Annotated in this window: 22 protein-coding genes; 9 read left to right on the top strand and 13 right to left on the bottom strand. The window is 60.3% G+C overall.

The window, feature by feature from the left end:
* Nucleotides 1-77: 77 nt before the first annotated feature.
* Nucleotides 78-1,619 (top strand): multiple monosaccharide ABC transporter ATP-binding protein, encoded by a 1,542-nt coding sequence (gene mmsA / locus VPH40_RS12860; RefSeq protein WP_305063070.1) that lies wholly within the window; start codon nt 78-80, stop codon nt 1,617-1,619.
* The gene (gene mmsB, locus VPH40_RS12865; protein WP_305063069.1) at nt 1,609-2,826 is read left to right on the top strand and encodes a multiple monosaccharide ABC transporter permease; all 1,218 of its coding nucleotides are present in this window, start codon (nt 1,609-1,611) and stop codon (nt 2,824-2,826) included. The genes mmsA and mmsB overlap by 11 nt, the downstream gene beginning before the upstream one ends.
* A 63-nt stretch (nt 2,827-2,889) precedes the next feature.
* Here mmsB and VPH40_RS12870 read toward each other — a convergent pair whose 3' ends face one another.
* Together VPH40_RS12870 and VPH40_RS12875 are read right to left on the bottom strand one after the other, a co-directional pair.
* Entirely contained in the window at nt 2,890-4,521 is a 1,632-nt protein-coding gene (locus tag VPH40_RS12870) for an NAD(P)-binding protein (protein WP_328573604.1), read from the bottom strand.
* Entirely contained in the window at nt 4,521-6,032 is a 1,512-nt protein-coding gene (locus VPH40_RS12875; protein ID WP_328573605.1) for a polyamine aminopropyltransferase, read from the bottom strand. The genes VPH40_RS12870 and VPH40_RS12875 overlap by 1 nt, the downstream gene beginning before the upstream one ends.
* Nucleotides 6,033-6,093: 61 nt before the next feature.
* Here VPH40_RS12875 and VPH40_RS12880 point away from each other — a divergent pair, with 61 nt between their 5' ends.
* From VPH40_RS12880 to rsgA, 7 genes are all read left to right on the top strand, one after another.
* Nucleotides 6,094-6,480 carry a DUF350 domain-containing protein gene (locus VPH40_RS12880; protein ID WP_034783828.1) on the top strand — a complete coding sequence of 129 codons (387 nt, stop codon included), beginning with the start codon at nt 6,094-6,096 and terminating at the stop codon, nt 6,478-6,480.
* 27 nt (nt 6,481-6,507) lie between these two features.
* A complete protein-coding gene (locus VPH40_RS12885; protein ID WP_328573606.1) occupies nt 6,508-7,548 on the top strand; it encodes an SPFH domain-containing protein in 1,041 nt (346 codons plus the stop codon).
* Nucleotides 7,549-7,568: 20 nt separating this feature from the next.
* Entirely contained in the window at nt 7,569-9,035 is a 1,467-nt protein-coding gene (locus VPH40_RS12890) for a DUF4178 domain-containing protein (RefSeq protein ID WP_328573607.1), read from the top strand.
* Nucleotides 9,028-9,198 carry a hypothetical protein gene (locus VPH40_RS12895; protein ID WP_328573608.1) on the top strand — a complete coding sequence of 57 codons (171 nt, stop codon included), beginning with the start codon at nt 9,028-9,030 and terminating at the stop codon, nt 9,196-9,198. Before VPH40_RS12890 ends, VPH40_RS12895 begins: the two co-directional genes overlap by 8 nt.
* Before the next feature lie 2 nt (nt 9,199-9,200).
* Nucleotides 9,201-9,572: an adenosylmethionine decarboxylase gene (speD, locus tag VPH40_RS12900; protein ID WP_328573609.1), complete on the top strand. Its 372-nt coding sequence runs from the start codon at nt 9,201-9,203 to the stop codon at nt 9,570-9,572.
* Between the two features lie 63 nt (nt 9,573-9,635).
* Nucleotides 9,636-10,190 carry a hypothetical protein gene (locus tag VPH40_RS12905; protein WP_305053678.1) on the top strand — a complete coding sequence of 185 codons (555 nt, stop codon included), beginning with the start codon at nt 9,636-9,638 and terminating at the stop codon, nt 10,188-10,190.
* A 275-nt stretch (nt 10,191-10,465) separates the two neighbouring features.
* On the top strand, nt 10,466-11,533 hold the full coding sequence (gene rsgA / locus VPH40_RS12910) for a ribosome small subunit-dependent GTPase A (RefSeq protein ID WP_328573610.1): 1,068 nt from the start codon (nt 10,466-10,468) through the stop codon (nt 11,531-11,533).
* Nucleotides 11,534-11,592: 59 nt separating this feature from the next.
* Here rsgA and VPH40_RS12915 read toward each other — a convergent pair whose 3' ends face one another.
* From VPH40_RS12915 to VPH40_RS12965, 11 genes are all read right to left on the bottom strand, one after another.
* On the bottom strand, nt 11,593-12,012 hold the full coding sequence (locus tag VPH40_RS12915) for a F0F1 ATP synthase subunit epsilon (RefSeq protein ID WP_077398374.1): 420 nt from the start codon (nt 12,010-12,012) through the stop codon (nt 11,593-11,595).
* A 62-nt stretch (nt 12,013-12,074) separates the two neighbouring features.
* Complete coding sequence (gene atpD, locus VPH40_RS12920) at nt 12,075-13,475, bottom strand: F0F1 ATP synthase subunit beta (RefSeq protein ID WP_034752705.1); 1,401 nt, start codon at nt 13,473-13,475, stop codon at nt 12,075-12,077.
* 29 nt (nt 13,476-13,504) lie between these two features.
* The gene (atpG, locus tag VPH40_RS12925) at nt 13,505-14,380 is read right to left on the bottom strand and encodes a F0F1 ATP synthase subunit gamma (RefSeq protein WP_034783836.1); all 876 of its coding nucleotides are present in this window, start codon (nt 14,378-14,380) and stop codon (nt 13,505-13,507) included.
* A 63-nt stretch (nt 14,381-14,443) separates the two neighbouring features.
* Nucleotides 14,444-15,985 carry a F0F1 ATP synthase subunit alpha gene (atpA, locus tag VPH40_RS12930; RefSeq protein ID WP_034752701.1) on the bottom strand — a complete coding sequence of 514 codons (1,542 nt, stop codon included), beginning with the start codon at nt 15,983-15,985 and terminating at the stop codon, nt 14,444-14,446.
* Between the two features lie 78 nt (nt 15,986-16,063).
* Nucleotides 16,064-16,609: a F0F1 ATP synthase subunit delta gene (locus VPH40_RS12935; protein WP_328573611.1), complete on the bottom strand. Its 546-nt coding sequence runs from the start codon at nt 16,607-16,609 to the stop codon at nt 16,064-16,066.
* 2 nt (nt 16,610-16,611) lie between these two features.
* Complete coding sequence (locus VPH40_RS12940; RefSeq protein ID WP_034752697.1) at nt 16,612-17,082, bottom strand: F0F1 ATP synthase subunit B; 471 nt, start codon at nt 17,080-17,082, stop codon at nt 16,612-16,614.
* Between the two features lie 43 nt (nt 17,083-17,125).
* Nucleotides 17,126-17,404, bottom strand: coding sequence for a F0F1 ATP synthase subunit C (atpE, locus tag VPH40_RS12945; protein WP_034752695.1), 279 nt, complete (start codon nt 17,402-17,404; stop codon nt 17,126-17,128).
* 59 nt (nt 17,405-17,463) lie between these two features.
* The gene (gene atpB, locus VPH40_RS12950) at nt 17,464-18,273 is read right to left on the bottom strand and encodes a F0F1 ATP synthase subunit A (RefSeq protein ID WP_046681851.1); all 810 of its coding nucleotides are present in this window, start codon (nt 18,271-18,273) and stop codon (nt 17,464-17,466) included.
* A 51-nt stretch (nt 18,274-18,324) separates the two neighbouring features.
* On the bottom strand, nt 18,325-18,693 hold the full coding sequence (locus VPH40_RS12955) for an ATP synthase subunit I (protein ID WP_035823464.1): 369 nt from the start codon (nt 18,691-18,693) through the stop codon (nt 18,325-18,327).
* 270 nt (nt 18,694-18,963) lie between these two features.
* Nucleotides 18,964-19,848: a ParB/RepB/Spo0J family partition protein gene (locus tag VPH40_RS12960; RefSeq protein ID WP_328573612.1), complete on the bottom strand. Its 885-nt coding sequence runs from the start codon at nt 19,846-19,848 to the stop codon at nt 18,964-18,966.
* 64 nt (nt 19,849-19,912) lie between these two features.
* Entirely contained in the window at nt 19,913-20,683 is a 771-nt protein-coding gene (locus VPH40_RS12965; protein ID WP_034752687.1) for a ParA family protein, read from the bottom strand.
* Between the last annotated feature and the right edge of the window lie 63 nt (nt 20,684-20,746).

Consider the following 20,746-nt stretch of genomic DNA (forward strand, 5'->3'; position numbering starts at 1 on the left):
TTTCGCTTCATGCACGATCAAGAACAAGACTGCCGCACGACCGGCGCCGACCAGCGCGGCCGTGCCAGAGAGGTTATATGACGAACACTATCCTGGAAATGCGCGGGATACGCAAAACATTCCCGGGCGTCGTTGCGCTCGACAATGTCAACCTGCGGGTACGCAGCGGCGAAATCCACGCCATCGTCGGCGAAAACGGCGCCGGCAAATCGACCCTGATGAAAGTGCTGAGCGGCGTCTACGGCCATGGCAGCTATACGGGCGACATCGATTACCAGGGCCAGACGCGGCACTTCCGCAGCATCAAGGACAGCGAAGAAATCGGCATCATCATCATCCACCAGGAACTGGCGCTGGTGCCCCAGCTGTCGATCGCCGAGAATATCTTCCTCGGCAACGAGCCGGCCCGCATGGGCGTCATCGACTGGGAATACGCGCAAGCGAAGACGCGCGAACTGCTGCACAAAGTCGGCCTGAAAGAGTCCCCGGACACCCTGATCACTAACCTGGGCGTGGGTAAGCAGCAGCTGATCGAGATCGCCAAGGCGCTGTGCAAGGACGTCAAGCTGCTGATCCTCGACGAGCCGACGGCCAGCCTGAACGAAAGCGACAGCGCGGCCCTGCTCGACCTGCTGCTGGGCCTGAAAGCCCAGGGCATCGCCTCGATCCTGATTTCGCACAAGCTCAATGAAATTTCAAGAGTCGCCGATGCCATCACGGTGCTGCGCGATGGGAACACGGTCGACAACTTCGACTGCCGCACGGAACCCGTCAGCGAAGACCGCATCATCGAAAAAATGGTCGGACGCGAAATGGCCGACCGCTATCCGCCGCGCACGCCCACCATCGGCGAGACCATTTTCGAGGTGCGCGACTGGCGCGTCTTCCATCCCGAGCATGCCGACCGCCCCGTCATCAAGGGCATCAATATGCACGCGAAAAAGGGCGAGATCATCGGCATCGCCGGCCTGATGGGTTCCGGGCGCACGGAACTGGCGATGAGCATTTTCGGGCGCGCCTACGGCCAGCGCATCAGCGGCACGGTGCTCAAGCATGGCCAGGAAATCGACGTCAGCACCATCGGCAAGGCGATCGCGCACGGCCTCGCGTATGTCACGGAAGACCGCAAGGGCCTGGGCCTGATCCTCGAGGAAGACATCCAGAAGAACACCAGCCTGGCCAACCTGGACGCGATTTCGCAGCACATGGTGATCGACGAGCAGCGTGAATTCGGCGTGGCCGAGGAGTTCCGCCGCAAGCTCAAGACCCGTTGCTCGAGCGTGGCGCAGAAGGTGGTCAACCTATCCGGCGGCAACCAGCAGAAAGTGGTGCTGGCGAAATGGCTGTTTTCGCGCCCCGACGTGCTGATCCTCGATGAGCCGAGCCGCGGCATCGACGTGGGCGCCAAGTACGAGATCTACAGCATCATCAGCGAGCTGGCCGCCGAAGGCAAATGCATCATCATGATTTCCTCGGAAATGCCGGAATTGCTGGGCATGTGCGACCGGATCTATGTCATGAACGAAGGCCGCTTCGCGGCAGAACTGAGCGCGGCAGAAGCATCGCAGGAACGCATCATGCGCGCGATCGTTACACACGGAGAAAACAATGGACAATAAACTGACAGCAGGCGCGCCGGCAGCAGCAGCGCCAGCGGCCGCGCCGCAAGCGAAAAGCTATGCCGGCTTCCTGAAAAACAATATGCGCGACTACGGCATGCTGCTCTCGCTGATCGTCATCATGGGCTTTTTCCAGTACATGACAGACGGCACCCTGATGCAGCCGCTGAACCTGACGAACCTGGTGCTGCAAAACAGCTACATCGTCATCATGGCGCTGGGCATGCTGATGGTCATCGTGGCCGGCCATATCGATTTATCCGTCGGCTCGGTGGTCGGCTTCGTCGGCGCGCTGGCCGCCGTCCTGATCGTCAACTACCACATGCATTTTGTCGCCGCCAGCATCCTCTGCCTGCTGGCCGGCGCCGTCATCGGCGGCGCGCAAGGCTATTTCGTCGCCTTCTTTAAAATCCCGTCCTTCATCGTCACCCTGGCCGGCATGCTGGTGTTCAAGGGCCTGACCCTGGCGCTGCTGGCAGGCCAGTCGGTCGGTCCCTTCCCGGAAGGCTTCCAGATGCTCAGCTCCGGCTTCCTGCCCGACCCGTTCGGCGGCGACAACCTGCGCGGCCTGTCGCTGCTGCTGGGCGTGATCGCCGCCGCGGCGCTGATCGTCACCTCGCTGCGCAGCCGCACCAAGCAACTGAAACACGGCATGGAAAACGAGCCGCGCGCCTTCTTCCTGCTGAAAAACGCCATCTTCGCGGCCGTGATGGTGTATTTCAGCTACCTGCTGGCGTCGTACCGCGGTTTTCCCAATGTGCTGGCCGTGATGTCGCTGCTCATCGTCGCCTACACCTTCATCACCAACCGCACCGTGCTGGGCCGCCGCGTGTACGCCGTGGGCGGCAACGAAAAGGCCGCGCGCCTGTCGGGCATCAAGACGGAACGGGTCAGCTTCTACACCTTCGTCAACATGGGCATGCTGGCCGCGCTGGCCGGCCTGATCTTCGCCGCGCGCCTGAACACGGCCACGCCGAAGGCGGGCACGGGTTTCGAACTGGACGTGATCGCCGCCTGCTTCATCGGCGGCGCCTCGGCTTCGGGCGGCGTTGGCAAGGTGATGGGAGCCGTCATCGGCGCCTTCATCATGGGCGTGATGAACAACGGCATGTCCATCATGGGCATCGGCATCGACTATCAGCAGGTGATCAAGGGCCTGGTGCTGCTGGCGGCCGTGTTCATCGACGTCATTAATAAAAATAAATGAGAAGAACAAGGAAGCACAGGTTCGAGCCTTAGGGGGCTCTGGCCGGCGTTCGCGCCGGCCTTTTTATTTAGCCGCCAGACGCGCCGCCCGGTCCCCCCACCACGCCGCCTCCTCGAACACGGAAAAGCCCGACAAGTCGGCATGCGCAAACAGAATCGCGCCATCGTGCTCACGCAGCGCCTTCAAGCCCACATTGCTGCGAAATCCTGGCAACGGTGCCGCCATGGCGTGCCCACGCACGGTGATGTCGACGCGCTCGACGCAGCTGGCAAAGTCACGTCCATACGCCGTCTTTAAATCGACGCTGGCCAGCGCCAGCAATTCCTCCGGCGTAGCCACATCTAACCACTTGCGCGCTTCCTGCGGCGTGCGGTCGGACAGGGCCACGTAGGCGCTGAAGACGCTTTTCTCGGGCGGACGCACGCGGATATCCTGGTGGGTCGAGACGACGTAGCCGAGGCCCGGCTCCTGGTACACCACGTTGTCCCAACACAGGGGCGCATGCGGCAATTCGTCGGGAAAGCGTTTCAGTAAAAAATTCGCCACCAGCCACGGCGCATACGCGGGCGTATCGCGTTTGAGGTCGAAGCCATAGCTGGCGATGTCGTTGACCACGCGCGCCGCCACATACAAGGGCATGGCGCAGATGGCCTTGCGCGCCTTGACCAGGTAAGTGCGCGGCTGGCCGTCGACCAGTTCCAGGCACAGTGCCTCCACGCCCTGCTCCGTCGTCTGCACGGAAACCACCGTACCCGCATGACGTTGGACACCCGACGCCTGCTCCATCGCCGTGGCCACGGGCTGCATGCCGCCCGGCCAGGTCAGCCAGGCGCCGTTGCCCGCATTGGCTGCCTGTCCCCAGCGGCTGCAGTAGTAGTGCAGGCCGGCCCAGGCCGAGACCTGGTCGTAGCGCGTGCCGTAGTCGTCGCGGCAGCAGTAATTCAGATACCAGTGCAGGGTGGGCGAGGTATAGCCTTCGCGCTCCATCCATTGCTTCAAGGTGATGGTGTCGAGCGCCTGCCAGGCCGGGTCTCGCGACGATGCCACTGTCGGGAACACGAAGACACGCTTGCCATCATTGCCATGCGCCTGGCGCAGGCGCCGCACCTCGGCAAAGAAGCGCTCGTGCTGCGCCAGTTCTTCGGCAGAAACGCCTTCGGTGGGAATGAAGCCATCCTGCCAGTGGCCGTTGAACAGCAGGCGCTCTTCCGGCGCGTGCAGGATGTAGCGCTCGTCGTAAGTCGGCTTTTCCGCCTGCGGATCGCGCTCGATGATGCCCAGGTCGAACAGGATTTCCCGCACATGCGTCGATTCGGGCGAAGGCAGCGGCAGATAATGGCCACCTGTCGGATAGGCCAGGTCGCCGAACTGCCCACCGGCCGCGTTGCCATACGGCTGCGGGCCATCGATCATGAGGAAGTCCTTGTGTCCCAGCTTGTTCAGGCGCCAGGCCGCCGTCAGGCCGGCGATGCCGGAGCCGAGGATCGCCACGTCGGTGGTGACGGTTGCCGAAGGCGCCGGCAGCGCCGCGCGCTCGCGCAGCAGCTTGCGCAAATAATGCCCCTCGCTGCGGCCCGGGTACAGCACCCTGGGCGTGATTTCCTGCCAGCGCAGATACGCGGCGATGCTGCCGATGCCAGCGGCGGCCGCCGCCGTGCCGCCGGCGGCCCACAGCATGAAGGAACGGCGCTGCATCAGCGGATCACCCGGTTCCAGTCCTGCTCGAATTCATGCACGAGCGACTGGGTATTCAGGCGATTCGGCGCCATCGGCAGCGGCTGCATATCGGGCGGGAAGATGAACATCTCGCGCGTGGTGTCCGCGTTCAGGTAGCGCATAGGCAGGCGGTAGGTCGTCGGCGGTGTGTAGTCAAGCTGGGGCGAGGCCAGGATAAACCCCCATTCGCCGAACGAGGGCACGTAAGCGTGATACGGCCAGGTGCGCATGCCCACTTCGCGCAGGGTCGAATTGATGGTCCAGTAGGCGTGCGGGGCAAAGAACGGCGACGTCGATTGCACCACCATCAGTCCCTTGGCCGCCAGATGCTTTTTCACCAGGTCGTAGAACGGCACCGAGTACAGTTTGCCGAGCGCGAAGCTGGACGGATCGGGGAAATCGACGATGGCCGCGTCAAACATGTCGCCGTTGTTGCGCAGCCAGACGGCGGCATCGGCATTGACGACGGTAACCCGCTTGTCCGAGAACGAATTATTGTTCAGCTTTGCCAGTTCCGGGCGCGTGGTAAACGCGGCCGTCATGGCGGGATCGAGGTCGACCACGGTGACGTGCTCGACGTGGGGATAACGCAGGATTTCGCGCAGCGCCAGGCCATCGCCGCCGCCCAGCACCAGCACGCGGCGCGCCCACGGCAGCGCTTCCAGCACGGGGTGCACCAGCGCCTCGTGGTAGCGGTACTCGTCGCGCGAGGAAAACTGCAGGTTGCCATTGATGTACAGCCGCGTATCGTCCTTCCAGCGCGTGATCACCAAGCGCTGGTAGGGCGTAGTGGTGGAATACACGATCTGGTCGCCGAACAGGCCGTGCTCGCCCCAGGCCACCATGCGGTCCGACATGGCAAAGCCGGCCACCAGTACCAGCATCACGGCGCAAGCGCGCAGGAAGCGGCCCGTGAGGTTCTTCAATTCCGCGCGGAACACCCAGATCGTCCACAGGCCCACGCCCACATTGAGCATGCCGAACAGGAAGCCCGTGCGCACCAGTCCCAGGTACGGTGACAGCACCAGCGGAAACAGCAGGGAAACGGCCAGCGCTCCCAGGTAATCGAAGGTCAGTACGCGGCTGACCAGCTCGGAAAATTCCGTCTGGCGCGAGTTCAGGGCACGCATCACCAGCGGCACTTCCATGCCGACCAGTGCGCCGATCAGGAACACCATCACATACAATAAGGTGCGAAATGGCGCGGCCATCCACGAAAAGGTCATGAACAGGATGGCAGCCGACAGGCCGCCGATCAAGCCCACGGCCAGTTCGATGTCGACGAAGCGCGAGAGCACGTCGTCATCGCGCACATACTTTGAAAAGTGAGCGCCCACACCCATAGCGAACAGGTAGCAGCCAATGATGGTGGAAAACTGCAGGATGGAGTCGCCGAGCAGGTAGCTGGACATGGCGCCGGCAATCAGTTCATACGCGAGGCCGCAGGAAGCGACCACGAAGACGGACAAAATCAGAATCTTTTTGTTCATGGGGCTTTTTTTTGTTCTAATATGCGTTGACGTTATCAAATACTCATTTGTGAGGAATGCCGTGCCCGCCATCCTAAACTATCTGATCCATCTTTTACTGGCCGCCGGGCTGCTGATTGTATTTTTTATCATCTACACGCGCGTCACGCCGTATAACGAAGTGCTGCTGATCCGCCAGGGCAACCAGGCAGCGGCCCTGTCGCTGGGCGGCGCCATGCTGGGTTTTTCCGCCACCATCGCCTCGTCCCTGATGCACACGGCCGACTACCAGCAGTTCTTCGCCTGGGCCTTCGGCGCCATGGTGGTGCAATTGCTCGCCTATGTGGTCACCACGCGCCTGCTGCGCATGTCGAAGGACCAGATCGAATCGAACAACAGCGCCTTCGGCGGCCTGCTGGCCGCCATTTCCCTGTCGATCGGCGCCATCAACGCCGCCTGCATTTCCTGACGTTTTACCTCATTCAAGGACACCATCATGAGCCTCGGCAGCTTTATCAAGAAGCAGTTTATCGACGTACTGCAGTGGAACGAAGAAACGGAAGGCGTACTGGCCTGGCGTTTTCCCATGCAGGATTTCGAGATCCAGAACGGCGCCATCCTGAATGTGCGCGAATCGCAGGTGGCCGTCTTCGTCAATGAAGGCAAGATCGCCGATGTCTTCGGTCCCGGCACGCACAAGCTGACGACGCAGACCTTGCCGTTGCTGACCAACCTGAAAAACTGGGACAAGCTGTTCGATTCGCCCTTCAAGTCGGACGTGTATTACTTCAGCACGCGCGTGCAGACTGGCCGCAAATGGGGCACGCCGCAGCCGATCACCATCCGCGACAAGGATTTCGACATGATCCGCGTGCGCGCCTTCGGCATGTACTCGTACCGCATCGCCGACGCCCGCACCTTCTTCACCGAGATCAGCGGCACGCGCGAAGTGTATACGCGCGACGAGGTGGAAGATCAATTGCGCGGCATTTTGATGTCGAGCATGGCCAGTTCCTTGGGCGGCGCGAATGTGCCCTTCCTCGACATGGCCGCCAACCAGGCGCTGATGGCGCAGGAAGTCAAGGATGGCCTGGCGCAGGCGTTTTCCCGCTATGGCGTGGGTCTCGATGAATTCAATGTGGCCAGCATCAGCCTGCCCGAGGAATTGCAGGCGGCGCTGGACGAGCGCATCTCGGCCGGCATGAAGGGTGGCCTGGGCGCCGACAAGATGAGCGGCTTTACGAAATTCCAGGTCGCCAATGCGATCCCGCTGGCGGCGCAGAACGAAGGCGGCATGGCCGGCATCGGCGCGGGACTGGGCGCCGGGCTGTCGATCGGCCAGGTGATGGCGCAAAGCATGGGCGGTGCGCTGCAGCAGCCCGCCCCGGCACCCGCTCCGACGGCGCCACCCGCACCCGCGGAAGAACCGGTCGAGGCGCGCCTGGAAAAACTCAAGGGTTTATTGGACAAGGGACTCATTTCGCCGGCCGACTACGATGGCGCCAAGGCTGAACTGCTGAAAAAACTGATCGGCTGATTAGGGCGAAATACGACTGCATGCAAACTGTTTCCTGTCCCAGCTGCGGCGCGGAAGTGCATTTCCGCTCGCACGCTTCCGTGCTCGCCGTATGCGAGTACTGCCACAGCACCATTCTCAAGGACGCCGACTCGGTCAAAGATCTCGGCAAGATGTCGGCCGTCCTCGAGGATTACTCGCCGATCCAGGTCGGCACGGCCGGCGTGCACGACGGCGTGCACTTCACCGTCGTCGGGCGCATCCAGCAGCGCTACAGCGCCGGCACGTGGAACGAGTGGTATCTGCTGTTCGACGACGCCAGCACGGCGTGGCTGGGCGACTCGTCCGGCCTGTACACGCTGACGCGCGAGCGCGGCACGCAAGCTGCCATGCCCGTCTTTGGCGAGCTGGCGCCGGGCAGGCGCTACACGATCTGCGGCGAACCGTACACGGCCGCCGAGATCCGCAATGCCGAATGCATCGCCGGCCAGGGCGAGCTGCCCTTCAAGGTGGGTACCGGCTGGCGCATCCAGGTGGCAGACTTCCGCAACTACGCCAGCTTTGTCACGCTCGACTACACGGATGGCCCGCAACCCATCGTCTACCAGGGCGTCGCCGTCACCCTGGACAGTTTGAAGTGCCAGCTGCTGCGCGACGACGACGCCATCGCCAGGAGCGCCGGCAAGTACCGCGGCAAGCTCGATGCGCTCGACTGCCCTTCCTGCGGCAGCGGCATCCAGTATGTGCCCGGCGCTGCAGCGCAGCTCGTCTGCCCCGCCTGCCATGCGCAGCTCGACGCCTCCGGTCCCGAAGCGCAGGTGCTGGCCATTGGCAAGCAGGTGCACGACAACGCCGACATCACCCTGGAGCTGGGCGCCAGCGCGAAGATCAGCAATGTGGATTTCACGGTGATCGGCATGATGCGCCGCGCCGACGACGAAGGCAGCGAGTGGAACGAATACCTGCTGTATGGCGCGCGCGCCGGCTTCTTCTGGCTGGTGGAAACGGACGATGGCTGGTCGCGCTCGAACGTGCTGCCGAACTGGCCCAACTGGGCGTCATTGGACGCCGATACCTGCACGCTCGATGGTGCCACCTACCGCAAGCTGTATGACTACGGCTCGCAAGTCGTGTACGCGGCGGGCGCCTTCAACTGGAAGGTGGCCGTCGGAGACAGCACGCGCGTGTTTGAATTCGAGCAAGGGCAGACCAAACTGGCGGCAGAGCTCACCGGCGAGGAAATGACCTGGTCGCGCTCCGCGCCCGTCGCCCATGATCAGATGGCCGCCTGGTTCGGCACCGCCTTCCATGGCGACGCCAACGTGCAGAATATCCAGCTGAGCCACCGCGGCATCGCCAAGGTCTTCATCGTCATCGTGCTGGTCTTAAATGCGATCCCCATGTTTGTCTCGTTCTCCAGCACCTTGATGTGGAGTTTGCTGGGCTGCCTGGCGCTGTTCCTGCCTGCCGCTTTTCTCGACAAGAATGCAAAGACCCCCCATGAGTAAATACGTGATCTACGCCCTGATGGTGACCTTCAGTGTCACCGCCGCCAACTGGGTGCGCATGTTCAAGGTGGCCGGCAGTAGCAGCGGCAGCAGCTGGAGTTCGCGCACGGGCAGCGGCGGCTCCAGCTATGGCGGCGGCTCCAGCGGCGGCAGCCACAAGTAAGCATGACAGCCACACCGCATCTGCCCCTGGGCACCCATTTGCTGGCCGATCTGTCGGGCATCGCACCGGAACGCCTGCGCGATTGCGCCGCGCTCGAGCGCCTGTTGCGTGACGCGGCAGTCGCGGCCGGCGCCCAGGTGCTACACAGCCATTTCCACAGCTTTGGCGCGGGCCAGGGCGTCACGGGCGTGGTGCTGCTGGCCGAATCGCACATCTCCATCCACACCTGGCCGGAATGCGGCTTTGCCGCCGTCGACATCTTCATGTGCGGCGCGGCCCGGCCGCAACTGGCGCTGGACGCCATCAAGGATGCGTTGCAGGCGGCGCACTGCCAGCTGCAATCCGTGCGGCGCGCGCCACCCGGGCATTCCTAGCGCCGCTGGTGGATCGCGGGGGGATCGCTTACACTGTCGGCTGATCCTCCAACCATGACTCCCATGCGCCGTTCCGCCCTCCTTGCCCTGCCCCTGCTGCTGCTGGTTTCAGCCTGCAACGACTACACGGCGCCCAGCCTGTACCAGGCCACCACGCCCGAGTGCAAGACGTGGACGGAGGGTTCACGCTTCGAGCTGCCGCGCGGTATCAGCGTGTATGCCACACCGCCCGTCACTCTGAAGGATGGCGGCACGGAGCTGGCGCTGATTTTTACTCTTCCCATCGGCACGCAAGCCAGTTTTACGCGCCTGTCCTTCCTGCTGGAAGAACCAAAACAGCAGCCCTTCGCCGAAGCCAAGGTGCTGACCATCTACCAGCGCGGCATGAACCGCAAGGCGGAAATCGTCGACGTCATCGAGCAGCTGCCCATCATGTTTTCCGCCGTCGGTTCGAGCGCCGAAACCCAGTGGCGCCTGCGCCTGCAACTGCCGCACCAGTTGCCGCAGCGCTTTGATTTATCCATGCCCGACATGCTCGTCGGCGGCAAGCGCTACCCCGTGCGCACCTTTACCTACCGCTATTTCCCCGAGCGCAGCGCCTACGGCATGTGCAGCTGAACCACGCCATCCATTGACGGCGGCGCGTGCCGCTGGCACACTGGCGTTTTCCCTCACACAACAGGAGTAGACAACATGCGCCATTCGGATACTGCCGTGCTGTCGGCTGCCTGATCACGGTCTTTCCCCGCTAAGACCCTTAGCCCGCCATTGCCCATACGCGTGATCGCGTAGCCGACTTCCCTTTCTTTCGTGCCAGTCATCGCGACTGGCGGTGCCTGCACGCGCAGGCTTCATGTCCGTATGCGGACGACAGAATTTGGAATCACGCTACCATGATCGCATTCGATTTTGCGCAACTACGCCTTATCGGGCTGCAGCAGGCCATCGCCGGCGCAGCCACCCAACTCGACTTATCTTCCCCTGCCGCACAACTGCTGCGCGTGAGTGCCGTCCACCGCGACAGCCTTCTCGTGCACGACGGCACCCGGGAACACCCGGCACAGGTCCTGCCGCGCCTGTTGCACGAGCTGCTGGCGCAAGACACCGTCCTCACGGTCGGCGACTGGGTCGCCGCCGAACACGATGCTCACGGCGCGCTGTGGATAACGGCGCACTTATCCCCAGTCACGCAAATCGCCCGGCGCGGCAACGACGGCCGGCGCCAGGTACTGGCCAGCAATGTCGATACGGCCCTGCTGGTGATGGGACTGGACGGGGATTTTAATCCGCGCCGCCTGGAACGCTATCTGGCCATCGTGCTGGCGGCCCAGGTCAGCCCCGTGGTGGTGCTGAGCAAGGCCGACGTGGCCGACGACGTGCCGGGCAAGCTGGCGCAGCTCAAACAGCGCCTGCCGCCCCATGTGCCCCTGTTTGCCATCGACACGCGCCATGCGTATGACGTGGCCATCCTGGAACCCTGGCTGGGTACTGGCCAGACCCTGGTGCTGCTCGGTTCATCGGGCGCCGGCAAGTCCAGCCTGACCAATACCCTGTCTGCGGCGCAACAGGCCACCAACGGCGTGCGCCATGGCGATGGGCGCGGACGGCATACGACGACGGCGCGCTCGCTGCACCTGTGCGCCAGCGGCGCCTGCATCATCGATACGCCGGGCTTGCGCAGCTGGCAGGCCGACGCCGATGCGCAGACCCTGGCGGCCACCTTCGACGACATCGCGGCGCTCGCCTCGACGTGCCAGTTCCGCGATTGCCAGCACGCCAGCGAACCAGGCTGCCAGGTGCGCGGCGCCGTCGATGCAGATCGCCTGCGCAATTATCACAAGCTGCTGCGCGACGCCCGGCGCGGCGAGGAAACGCCGCTCGAGCGCATCGCCGCGCGCGCCAGGTGGAAGACGATATTGAAGGCGGGGCAGGAAAGGAGCAGGCAGAAGCGCCAGGAATAGCCGTCAAAGCATAAAAAAAGGCAGCCCGAAGGCTGCCTTTCTTGTTGCTGGCTCGCTGATTACAGCTTGCGCAGCTTCTGGATCGCTGCCAGCTGCGCAATCGCGCTGGCCAGCTCGGCTTGCGCTTGCGCGTAGTCGATGCCCGAATCCTTGTTGTGGATATTTTCTTCCGCCAACTTCTTCGCTTCCAGCGCTTTCGCTTCGTCGAGGTCGTGACCGCGGATCGCGGTATCGGCCAGGACGGTCACGGTATCCGGTTGCACTTCCAGCAGGCCGCCGGCAACGAAGACGAACTCTTCTTCAGCCTGGCCGACTACCTTGATGCGGACCGCGCCCGGACGGATGCGGGTAATCAAAGGCGTGTGGCGTGGGTAGATACCCAGCTCGCCCTGTTCACCCGGCAACGCGACGAATTCTGCTTCGCCTGAAAAAATCAGTTCTTCAGCGGAAACCACGTCAACGTGAATTGTGTGTGCCATGTGTGTCCTATCGGGTTGAAGAACCCCGCCGTGTAACGGGCGGGGTTAGGCCCAGACTTAACTTAGTTAAGTTTCTTGGCTTTTTCGATTGCTTCTTCGATCGTGCCGACCATGTAGAACGCTTGTTCCGGCAGGTGATCGAGTTCGCCCGAAGCGATCATTTTGAAGCCCTTGATCGTGTCTTTGAGCGAAACGTATTTACCAGGCGCGCCGGTAAAGACTTCAGCGACGTGGAAAGGCTGCGACAGGAAACGCTGCATCTTACGTGCGCGGGCGACCAGCAGTTTGTCTTCCGGTGCCAGCTCGTCCATACCCAGAATCGCGATAATGTCGCGCAATTCCTTGTAGCGTTGCAGGGTCGTTTGCACGGCACGCGCGGTGTCGTAGTGCTCTTGACCAACGATCAACGGATCCAGCTGACGCGAGGTCGAATCCAGTGGGTCCACGGCTGGGTAGATACCCAGGGAAGCGATGTCACGCGACAGCGCAACGGTCGAATCCAAGTGAGCAAACGTGGTAGCAGGCGACGGATCGGTGTAATCATCGGCTGGAACGTAGACGGCCTGGATCGAGGTGATCGAACCGGTCTTGGTCGACGTGATACGCTCTTGCAGACGGCCCATTTCTTCCGCCAGGGTCGGTTGGTAACCCACAGCCGACGGCATACGGCCCAGCAGTGCCGATACTTCGGTACCGGCCAGCGTGAAGCGGTAGATGTTGTCGACGAAGAACAGAACGTCCTTGCCTTCATCACGGAACGATTCAGCGATCGTCAGGCCGGTCAGCGCGACGCGCAGACGGTTACCTGGCGGTTCATTCATCTGACCGTAGACCATCGCCACTTTGGAGTTCTCCGGGTTTTCCAGATCGACCACTTTCGCGTCAGCCATCTCGTGGTAGAAGTCGTTACCTTCACGGGTACGCTCACCAACGCCAGCAAACACGGACACGCCGCTGTGCGCCTTGGCGATGTTGTTAATCAGTTCCATCATGTTCACGGTCTTGCCTACGCCAGCGCCGCCGAACAGACCAACTTTACCGCCTTTTGCAAACGGACAAACCAGATCGATCACCTTGATGCCGGTTTCCAGCAGTTCTTGCGATGGCGACAGTTCGTCGTATGCAGGAGCGGTGCGGTGGATCGACGCGATCTGCTCGTGCGACACAGGGCCGCATTCGTCGATCGGGTTGCCCAGCACGTCCATGATGCGACCCAGGGTTGCTTTACCGACTGGTACCATGATTGGTTTGCCGGTGTTCTGGATCATCATGCCGCGACGCAGGCCATCGGACGAGCCGAGTGCAATGGTACGGACAATGCCGTCGCCCAACTGCTGTTGTACTTCCAGGGTCAGTTCCGAGCCTGCCATCTTCAAGGCATCAAATACCTTAGGCATCGCGTTGCGGGGAAACTCAACGTCCACCACAGCGCCGATACACTGAACGATTTTGCCATCAGCCATGTTCGTTCCTTCAATATAGTTAAATTCGTTTAAACCGCAGCCGCACCGGCGACGATTTCGGAGAGTTCTTTGGTAATCGCAGCTTGACGGGTCTTGTTGTAGATCAGCTTCAATTCGCCGATCACACTACCCGCGTTGTCGCTTGCAGCTTTCATCGCGACCATCCGTGCCGATTGCTCGGACGCCAGATTCTCCGCGACTGCCTGGTACACCAGCGCTTCTACATAGCGCTCCAGCAATTCGTCGATCACGCTTTGCGCGTCCGGCTCGTAGATGTAATCCCACGAGTGGGCGCCCTTGTCGGCGACCATCTTGTCGGCCGTCAGGGGCAGCAATTGCTCCACGACTGGTTCCTGTTTCATCGTGTTGATGAATTTGGTGTAGCACAGGTACACTGCATCGATCTTGCCTGCCTGGAACTCTTCGAGCATGACCTTGACGGGTCCGATCAATTTGTCCAGGTGGGGCGTATCACCGGTTTGAATGGCGTGCGCAATGATCTTGACGCCGATGCGATTCAAAAAACCCAAACCCTTGTTACCGATGGCAACTGCTTCAACCCGGTTGCCAGCTGCTTCCAGCTCGCGCGACTTCGACGTCACCTGGCGCAGGATGTTGGTGTTCATGCCGCCGCACAGACCCTTGTCGGTCGTGACAACGATGAAACCCACTGCCTTCGCTTGCGTACCCTGGGCAGCTGCCAGGAACGGGTGCGTGTATTCCGGATTGGCGGTCGCCAGATTGGCGGCGATATTCCGAATCTTGTCACTGTAGGGACGGGCGGCCCGCATCCGGTCTTGCGCCTTGCGCATTTTGGACGCGGCGACCATTTCCATCGCCTTGGTGATCTTCTTCGTATTCTCTACGCTCTTGATCTTGCCTCGTATCTCTTTGCTTGATGCCATGAGTCCTTACTCCTTCTGCGCGTAGGGCGGCGCCTCACTCAAAGGTGGGCGCCGCCTGGCCGCTTAATATGCGCCGGATTTCTTGAAATCAGCAATGGCCGCCGACAGAGTTGCTTCGCTGTCTTTGTCGAGTTGCTTGGTTTCTTCGATCTTGGCCAGCAGAGCAGCTTGCTTGGTCTTCATGTAAGCGTGGACACCAGCTTCAAACGACAGCACTTGCTTGACTGGCACGTCGTCCATGAAGCCTTTGTTCACCGAGAACAGCGATACGGCCATCAGCGAGATCGACAGTGGCGAGTATTGGGCTTGCTTGAGCAATTCCGTTACGCGCGCACCGCGGTCCAGCTGCTTGCGGGTCGATTCATCCAGGTCCGAAGCGAACTGCGCAAACGCGGCCAGTTCACGGTACTGCGCCAAGTCGGTACGGATACCGCCGGACAGGTTTTTGATGACCTTGGTCTGGGCGGCGCCACCGACGCGCGATACGGAAATACCGGCGTTAATTGCAGGACGGATACCGGCGTTGAACAGCGAGGTTTCCAGGAAGATCTGACCGTCGGTAATCGAAATCACGTTGGTTGGAACGAATGCGGACACGTCGCCAGCTTGCGTTTCAATGATCGGCAGTGCCGTCAGGGAACCGGTCTTGCCTTTGACGGCGCCGTCGGTGAACTTCTCGACGTAGTCGGCGTTCACGCGTGCTGCGCGTTCCAGCAGGCGGCTGTGCAGGTAGAACACGTCGCCTGGGTACGCTTCGCGACCTGGTGGACGGCGCAGCAGCAGCGAGATTTGACGGTATGCAACAGCTTGTTTGGACAGATCATCGTAGACGATCAGTGCATCTTCACCGCGGTCACGGAAGTATTCGCCCATGGCGCAACCGGAGTACGGCGAGATGTATTGCATGGCGGCCGATTCCGAAGCGGAAGCGGCGACAACGATGGTGTATTCCATCGCGCCGTGCTGTTCCAGCGAGCGCACGATGTTCTTGATCGACGAGGCTTTTTGGCCAATCGCGACGTAGATACACTTCATGCCCTGGCCTTTTTGATTGATGATCGCATCAATCGCCACAGCCGACTTGCCGGTTTGACGGTCGCCGATGATCAGTTCGCGCTGGCCGCGGCCAACTGGAACCATCGCATCGATCGATTTCAGGCCGGTTTGCATTGGTTGCGAAACGGATTCACGGGCGATCACGCCCGGGGCGATTTTTTCAATCGCGGCCGTCAGTTTGGTCTCGATGGCGCCTTTGCCGTCGATCGGCTGACCCAGCGCGTTGACAACGCGGCCGAGCAGCTCAGGACCGACTGGCACTTCCAGAATGCGGCCGGTGCATTTCACCGTGTCGCCTTCGGAGATGTGCTCGTAGGCACCCAGAATCACGGAACCGACGGAGTCGCGTTCCAGATTCATGGCCAGGCCAAACGTGTTGCCTGGGAATTCCAGCATCTCGCCTTGCATCACGTCCGACAAACCGTGGATGCGGCAGATACCGTCGGCGACGGAAATAACCGTGCCTTGATTACGCACTTCAGCGCCGCCGTCAAGACCTTGGATCCGGCTCTTGATCAACTCGCTGATTTCAGATGGGTTGAGTTGCATACTAACTCCTAAAAGTGTTTCTCTCAGCTTGCGCGAGGGGTAAGGGTCTGTCTAAGCTGGCCTGCCGAAGCGCGTGTCTTACGACACCAGTGCAGCGTGCAGTTGCTGCAGCTTGGCGCGCACCGAGGTGTCGAGCACTTGGTCGCCAACAACCACGCGCACGCCGCCGAGCAGCGATGGATCCACTGTGACGGCAGGGTTGAGCTTACGACTGAATTTCTTTTCCAGCGTTGCGACCAGCTCGGCCGTTTGGCCTTCGCTCAGATCGAAAGCGCTCGTGATCTCGGCGTCAGCCGCACCTTCCAGGCCATTTTTCAAGGCATGGAATTGCGCGCCGATTTCCGGCAGCAGGCTGATGCGGCCATTTTCGATCAACATCGTGACGAAGTTTTTCACTTCCTCATTGAGCGGCGATTTCAACAACGACAGGATGGTGGCGGCGACGTCGCTTTCCGAAACTTTCGGATTGCGCGCGTACGCCTGTACCTCGGGGTGGCTACCGATCTGTGCCAGTTCGGACACCAGTTCGGGCCACGCCGCGAGGTTGCTTGACTCCTTACCAGCTTGGGCTACGCGGAACAAAGCTTCCGCGTAGGGACGGGCGACGGTTGCGAGTTCTGCCATGATTACAGCTCGACAGCAAGACGCTGCAACATTTCGGCGTGAGCCGTAGCGTTTACTTCACGCTTCAAGATCTGCTCGGCACCCTTGACAGCCAGGTCAGCCACCTGAGCGCGCAATTGTTCGCGTGCTTTCGACAGTTGCTGTTCGGCGTCCGACTGGGCTTGCGCAATGATACGCGCAGCTTCAGCTTGTGCATTTTGCTTGATCTCTTCAGCAACCAGCTGCGCGCGCTTTTCAGCGTCCGCAACGCGTTGCGACGCTTCTTCACGTGCACTGTTCAATGCCTCTTGCGCACGCTTTTCAGCGACTGCCATCGAAGCCTGACCTTGATCGGCCGCAGCCAATCCATCCGCGATTCGTTTGGCACGCTCATCCAGCGCGTTGTTCAGCGCTGGAAATACGAACTTCATCGAGAACCAGACCAACACCGCGAAGGTGATCATCTGGCCGATGAGCGACATATTGATGTCCATACCTTTGCTCCTAACTAAAAGTTTCTCCTAGGGTTGGAGCGAATTACTGAGCAACAGCCGTCAGAGCGGACAGGAACGGGTTAGCGAACGTGTACAGCAGAGCAACACCAACGCCGATCATCGAGATAGCATCCAGCAGACCAGCGATAACGAACAGTTTGGTTTGCAGTTGTGGCATCAGTTCTGGTTGACGTGCCGAAGCTTCCAGGAATTTGCCACCCAAGATAGCGAAGCCCAGAGCGGTGCCGATTGCGGCCAGGCCGATGATGATTGCTGCTGCCAGAACGGTCATGCTTTGTACTTGTGCGATCAGAGCTTGCATAAAATTCTCCTAAATTTAAAAACGAAAGATACTAAAAAAACAAAATATAAAGTTAATGATTAATGTTTCTCAACCGCAAGGCTCAGATACACAACCGTCAACGCCATAAACACAAAAGCTTGCAAAGTTACAATCAAGATATGGAAAATTGCCCATGGACCACCCAACGCCCACTGTGCCCACCAAGGCAACAACGCGATCAAGATGAAAATCAGTTCGCCGGCATACATATTGCCGAACAGTCGCAGCGACAGGGAGATCAGTTTTGCAACCAGCTCAACCATTTGCAGCAGGAAATTGACAGGTGCCAGGGCGATCGTGCCGATCAGGCCGCTCGCATGGAACGGTGCCGTGAACAGTTCCTTGATCCAGCCGCCCAGGCCCTTGGCCTTGATCGAGAAAGCGATCACGCACAGCACGACCGACAGCGACATGGCGAAGGTGTGGTTGACGTCGGCGGTCGGCACGGCGCGCAGTTTATGCACGCCAAACCAGCTCAGGATCTTCGGCAACAGGTCAACCGGCAGGAAGTCCATCGCGTTGAGCAACCAGACCCACACAAAAATAGTGATGGCCAGCGGCGCGATGACCTTGCTTTTCGCGTGGAAGGCCCCATTAATAGTGTCATTGACGATTTCCATGACCATTTCGACGAAGTTTTGCAACTTGCCAGGGACACCAGCCGTCGCGCGGCGCGACGCCATATAGAAAACAGCCAGGAAAACAAAGCCCAGAATGGCCGAAATCCAGAACGTATCCAGATTGATCATGCCGTCGGCACTTCTCAGGTGGGCCAGATGGTGACTGATGTATTCTGTGGCGTTGGCCGGGGCAGCATGGCCCGCTTCAATAGCGTGTTCTGTGGTCATAATGAATTTAGATTTGTCGTTTCAGAGCTCAACAGGCCCCAAAACCAATGATTAAACAGCGAGCAATGAAAACCAGTATGCTAAGGTTGCCACCGCGAAACCCAAGATCAGCCATAACCAGGCGGCCGACTGAAACAACACCAGTGCCAATATAAACAGCACCGCTGTGATAAATATTTTCACCACTTCTGCGCGCAAATGCGCCCGGAATGCCTTGTTGGCGTCGCTAGAACCGCGAACCACCAACAGGGCATACACCAGGCTACCGATGACTGCGATAGCGCCGCCGTATGCGGCGGACCAGCCTCTGACATTGCCACCGAAAAACAGGGTGACCGTGGCAAAGCTGATAGCGATTGCTAGCTGCAATGCAACTACTTTGTAGACTGGCTTGGCAATACTTTGTTGTGAATCACTCAATTGCCAAGTTCCCAGAAAAATCTACACACGCAAAGACACGGGATTATAGTTGGCTTTGATCTATAGAGTCAAACGTTGCTGCACCGCAGCAGGGCAATTGCTGCGTGAAACTGACGCTTTACCGACTATTCGCCGCCTTTTGCACCACTATATGGCAAAGTCGCTTGTCTGGCCGCTTCCAGCCGTGTTATCAAGGAATCACGTGGTGCATCTGGAAAGCATGGCCGGATCGTCCACACCCGTATGGCCCCTGTCTTTGCAGCTTGCTATTTAACCACGCAAGCGGGTCAACAAACCATCGAGCACGTCAAGATCGGCAAAATCAATCACCAATTGGCCACGGCCCTTGTTGCCCATCTTGAACACCACGGGCGTGGCCAGCGCATCGGACAACTCTTCTTCCAAGCGCGCGATGTCGCCGGACTTTTCCTTCTGCCGCGGCTCGACCGGGTTGGCCGCTTCCTCGACCGTGCGGGTAACGAGCTTTTCCGTTTCACGCACGGACAGGCGCTTGGCCACGACCTGGTTCGCCAGGGTGATCTGGCTGGCCGCATCGACGGCCAGCAGCGCGCGCGCATGGCCCATGTCGATATCGCCGGCCATCAGCATGGTTTGCACGGGAGAAGCCAGATTCATCAAACGCAACAGGTTCGACACGGCGCTGCGCGAGCGTCCCAGCGCAGTGGCCGCTTGCTCATGCGTAAAACTGAAGTCGGCGATCAGGCGGTGGATGCCCTGCGCCTCTTCCAGCGGATTCAAGTCTTCGCGCTGGATGTTCTCGATCAGCGCCATGGCCGCCGCCGCCAGATCGTCCACATCGCGCACCAGCACCGGCACTTCCGTCAGGCCCGCCAGCTGCGAGGCGCGAAAACGGCGTTCGCCGGCGATGATTTCATATTTGATAATGCCGCTCAGGGTATCCTGCCCGATCGGGCGCACCAGGATCGGCTGCATCAGCCCCTGCGCCTTGATCGAGGCGGCCAGTTCATTCAAGGCCCCCTCGTCCATGCGCGTGCGCGGCTGGTATTTGCCGGCTTGCATTTGCGACACGGGCAAGTTCGACGGTTGATTCGTGTCCGGACCGGCAAAGTCGCCGCCGCCGCCCAACAGGGCGTCGAGTCCGCGACCCAGTCCTTTTAATTTTTTCGTAGCCATGCTGTCCTAATCGTGTTTTCAGAGTAAGCGCTTACATCACAATGTGCAGGCGCTCGCCCCTTGTTTACATATGTTTGATGCGTTCGACCATCTCGGCGCCGAAGGCGATATACGCCTGGGCACCTTTCGAGCTGGGGTCGAAGGTCACGCCAGGCAAGCCGTACGATGGCGCTTCGGCCAGACGGACGTTGCGCGGGATGATGGTATTGAATACCTTGTCGCCGAAGTGCTGCTCCAGCTGCGCCGACACTTGTTGCGATAATGTCATGCGCGGATCGAACATCACGCGCAACAAGCCGATGATCTTCAGATCCGGGTTCAGGTTGGCATGCACCTTCTTGATGGTATTGACCAGGTCGGACAAACCTTCCAGCGCGTAGTACTCGCACTGCATCGGGATGATCACGCCATGCGCGGCGCACAGGCCGTTCAGGGTCAGCATCGATAATGCCGGTGGGCAATCTACTAATATGAAGTCGTATTCGCCATCCACTTCGGCCAGCGCATCCTTCAGGCGGCGTTCGCGGTTGTCCAGTTCGACCATCTCCACTTCCGCGCCGGCCAGCTCGCGGTTCGACGGCAAGACATCGAAGCGCCCCGCTTCCGAACGCTGGCGTGCCGTCTTGACATCGGATTCGCCCAGCATCACTTCATAGGTCGACGCCTTCAGTCCGGCCTTGTTGATGCCGGCGCCCATGGTCGCGTTGCCCTGCGGGTCGAGGTCGACCAGCAGCACGCGCTGGTTCAACTTGGCCAGACCGGCGGAGAGGTTGACGCTTGTTGTGGTTTTACCAACACCACCCTTTTGATTTGCTACACAAAAAATTTTGGCCATGTATCTTCTAATTGTAAAGAGATGCAAACTTCATCGTGCGCCCCGGCATCCGGCCGAAACGAT

Origin of the sequence: Janthinobacterium sp. P210005, assembly GCF_036231865.1 — a bacterium.
GTDB lineage: Bacteria > Pseudomonadota > Gammaproteobacteria > Burkholderiales > Burkholderiaceae_D > Janthinobacterium > Janthinobacterium kumbetense.

Bases quoted from the DNA above. Each gene is read 5' to 3' on its own strand.
- mmsA (WP_305063070.1), top strand. From the start codon at position 78: ATGACGAACACTATCCTGGAAATGCGCGGGATACGCAAAACATTCCCG.
- VPH40_RS12940 (WP_034752697.1), bottom strand. From the start codon at position 17,082: ATGGACATCAATATGTCGCTCATCGGCCAGATGATCACCTTCGCGGTG.
- atpD (WP_034752705.1), bottom strand. From the start codon at position 13,475: ATGGCTGATGGCAAAATCGTTCAGTGTATCGGCGCTGTGGTGGACGTT.
- VPH40_RS12935 (WP_328573611.1), bottom strand. From the start codon at position 16,609: ATGGCAGAACTCGCAACCGTCGCCCGTCCCTACGCGGAAGCTTTGTTC.
- VPH40_RS12915 (WP_077398374.1), bottom strand. From the start codon at position 12,012: ATGGCACACACAATTCACGTTGACGTGGTTTCCGCTGAAGAACTGATT.
- VPH40_RS12885 (WP_328573606.1), top strand. From the start codon at position 6,508: ATGAGCCTCGGCAGCTTTATCAAGAAGCAGTTTATCGACGTACTGCAG.
- speD (WP_328573609.1), top strand. From the start codon at position 9,201: ATGACAGCCACACCGCATCTGCCCCTGGGCACCCATTTGCTGGCCGAT.
- atpG (WP_034783836.1), bottom strand. From the start codon at position 14,380: ATGGCATCAAGCAAAGAGATACGAGGCAAGATCAAGAGCGTAGAGAAT.
- VPH40_RS12905 (WP_305053678.1), top strand. From the start codon at position 9,636: ATGCGCCGTTCCGCCCTCCTTGCCCTGCCCCTGCTGCTGCTGGTTTCA.
- VPH40_RS12960 (WP_328573612.1), bottom strand. From the start codon at position 19,848: ATGGCTACGAAAAAATTAAAAGGACTGGGTCGCGGACTCGACGCCCTG.
- atpE (WP_034752695.1), bottom strand. From the start codon at position 17,404: ATGCAAGCTCTGATCGCACAAGTACAAAGCATGACCGTTCTGGCAGCA.
- atpA (WP_034752701.1), bottom strand. From the start codon at position 15,985: ATGCAACTCAACCCATCTGAAATCAGCGAGTTGATCAAGAGCCGGATC.
- VPH40_RS12890 (WP_328573607.1), top strand. From the start codon at position 7,569: ATGCAAACTGTTTCCTGTCCCAGCTGCGGCGCGGAAGTGCATTTCCGC.
- rsgA (WP_328573610.1), top strand. From the start codon at position 10,466: ATGATCGCATTCGATTTTGCGCAACTACGCCTTATCGGGCTGCAGCAG.
- VPH40_RS12895 (WP_328573608.1), top strand. From the start codon at position 9,028: ATGAGTAAATACGTGATCTACGCCCTGATGGTGACCTTCAGTGTCACC.
- VPH40_RS12870 (WP_328573604.1), bottom strand. From the start codon at position 4,521: ATGCAGCGCCGTTCCTTCATGCTGTGGGCCGCCGGCGGCACGGCGGCG.
- VPH40_RS12965 (WP_034752687.1), bottom strand. From the start codon at position 20,683: ATGGCCAAAATTTTTTGTGTAGCAAATCAAAAGGGTGGTGTTGGTAAA.
- mmsB (WP_305063069.1), top strand. From the start codon at position 1,609: ATGGACAATAAACTGACAGCAGGCGCGCCGGCAGCAGCAGCGCCAGCG.
- atpB (WP_046681851.1), bottom strand. From the start codon at position 18,273: ATGACCACAGAACACGCTATTGAAGCGGGCCATGCTGCCCCGGCCAAC.
- VPH40_RS12875 (WP_328573605.1), bottom strand. From the start codon at position 6,032: ATGAACAAAAAGATTCTGATTTTGTCCGTCTTCGTGGTCGCTTCCTGC.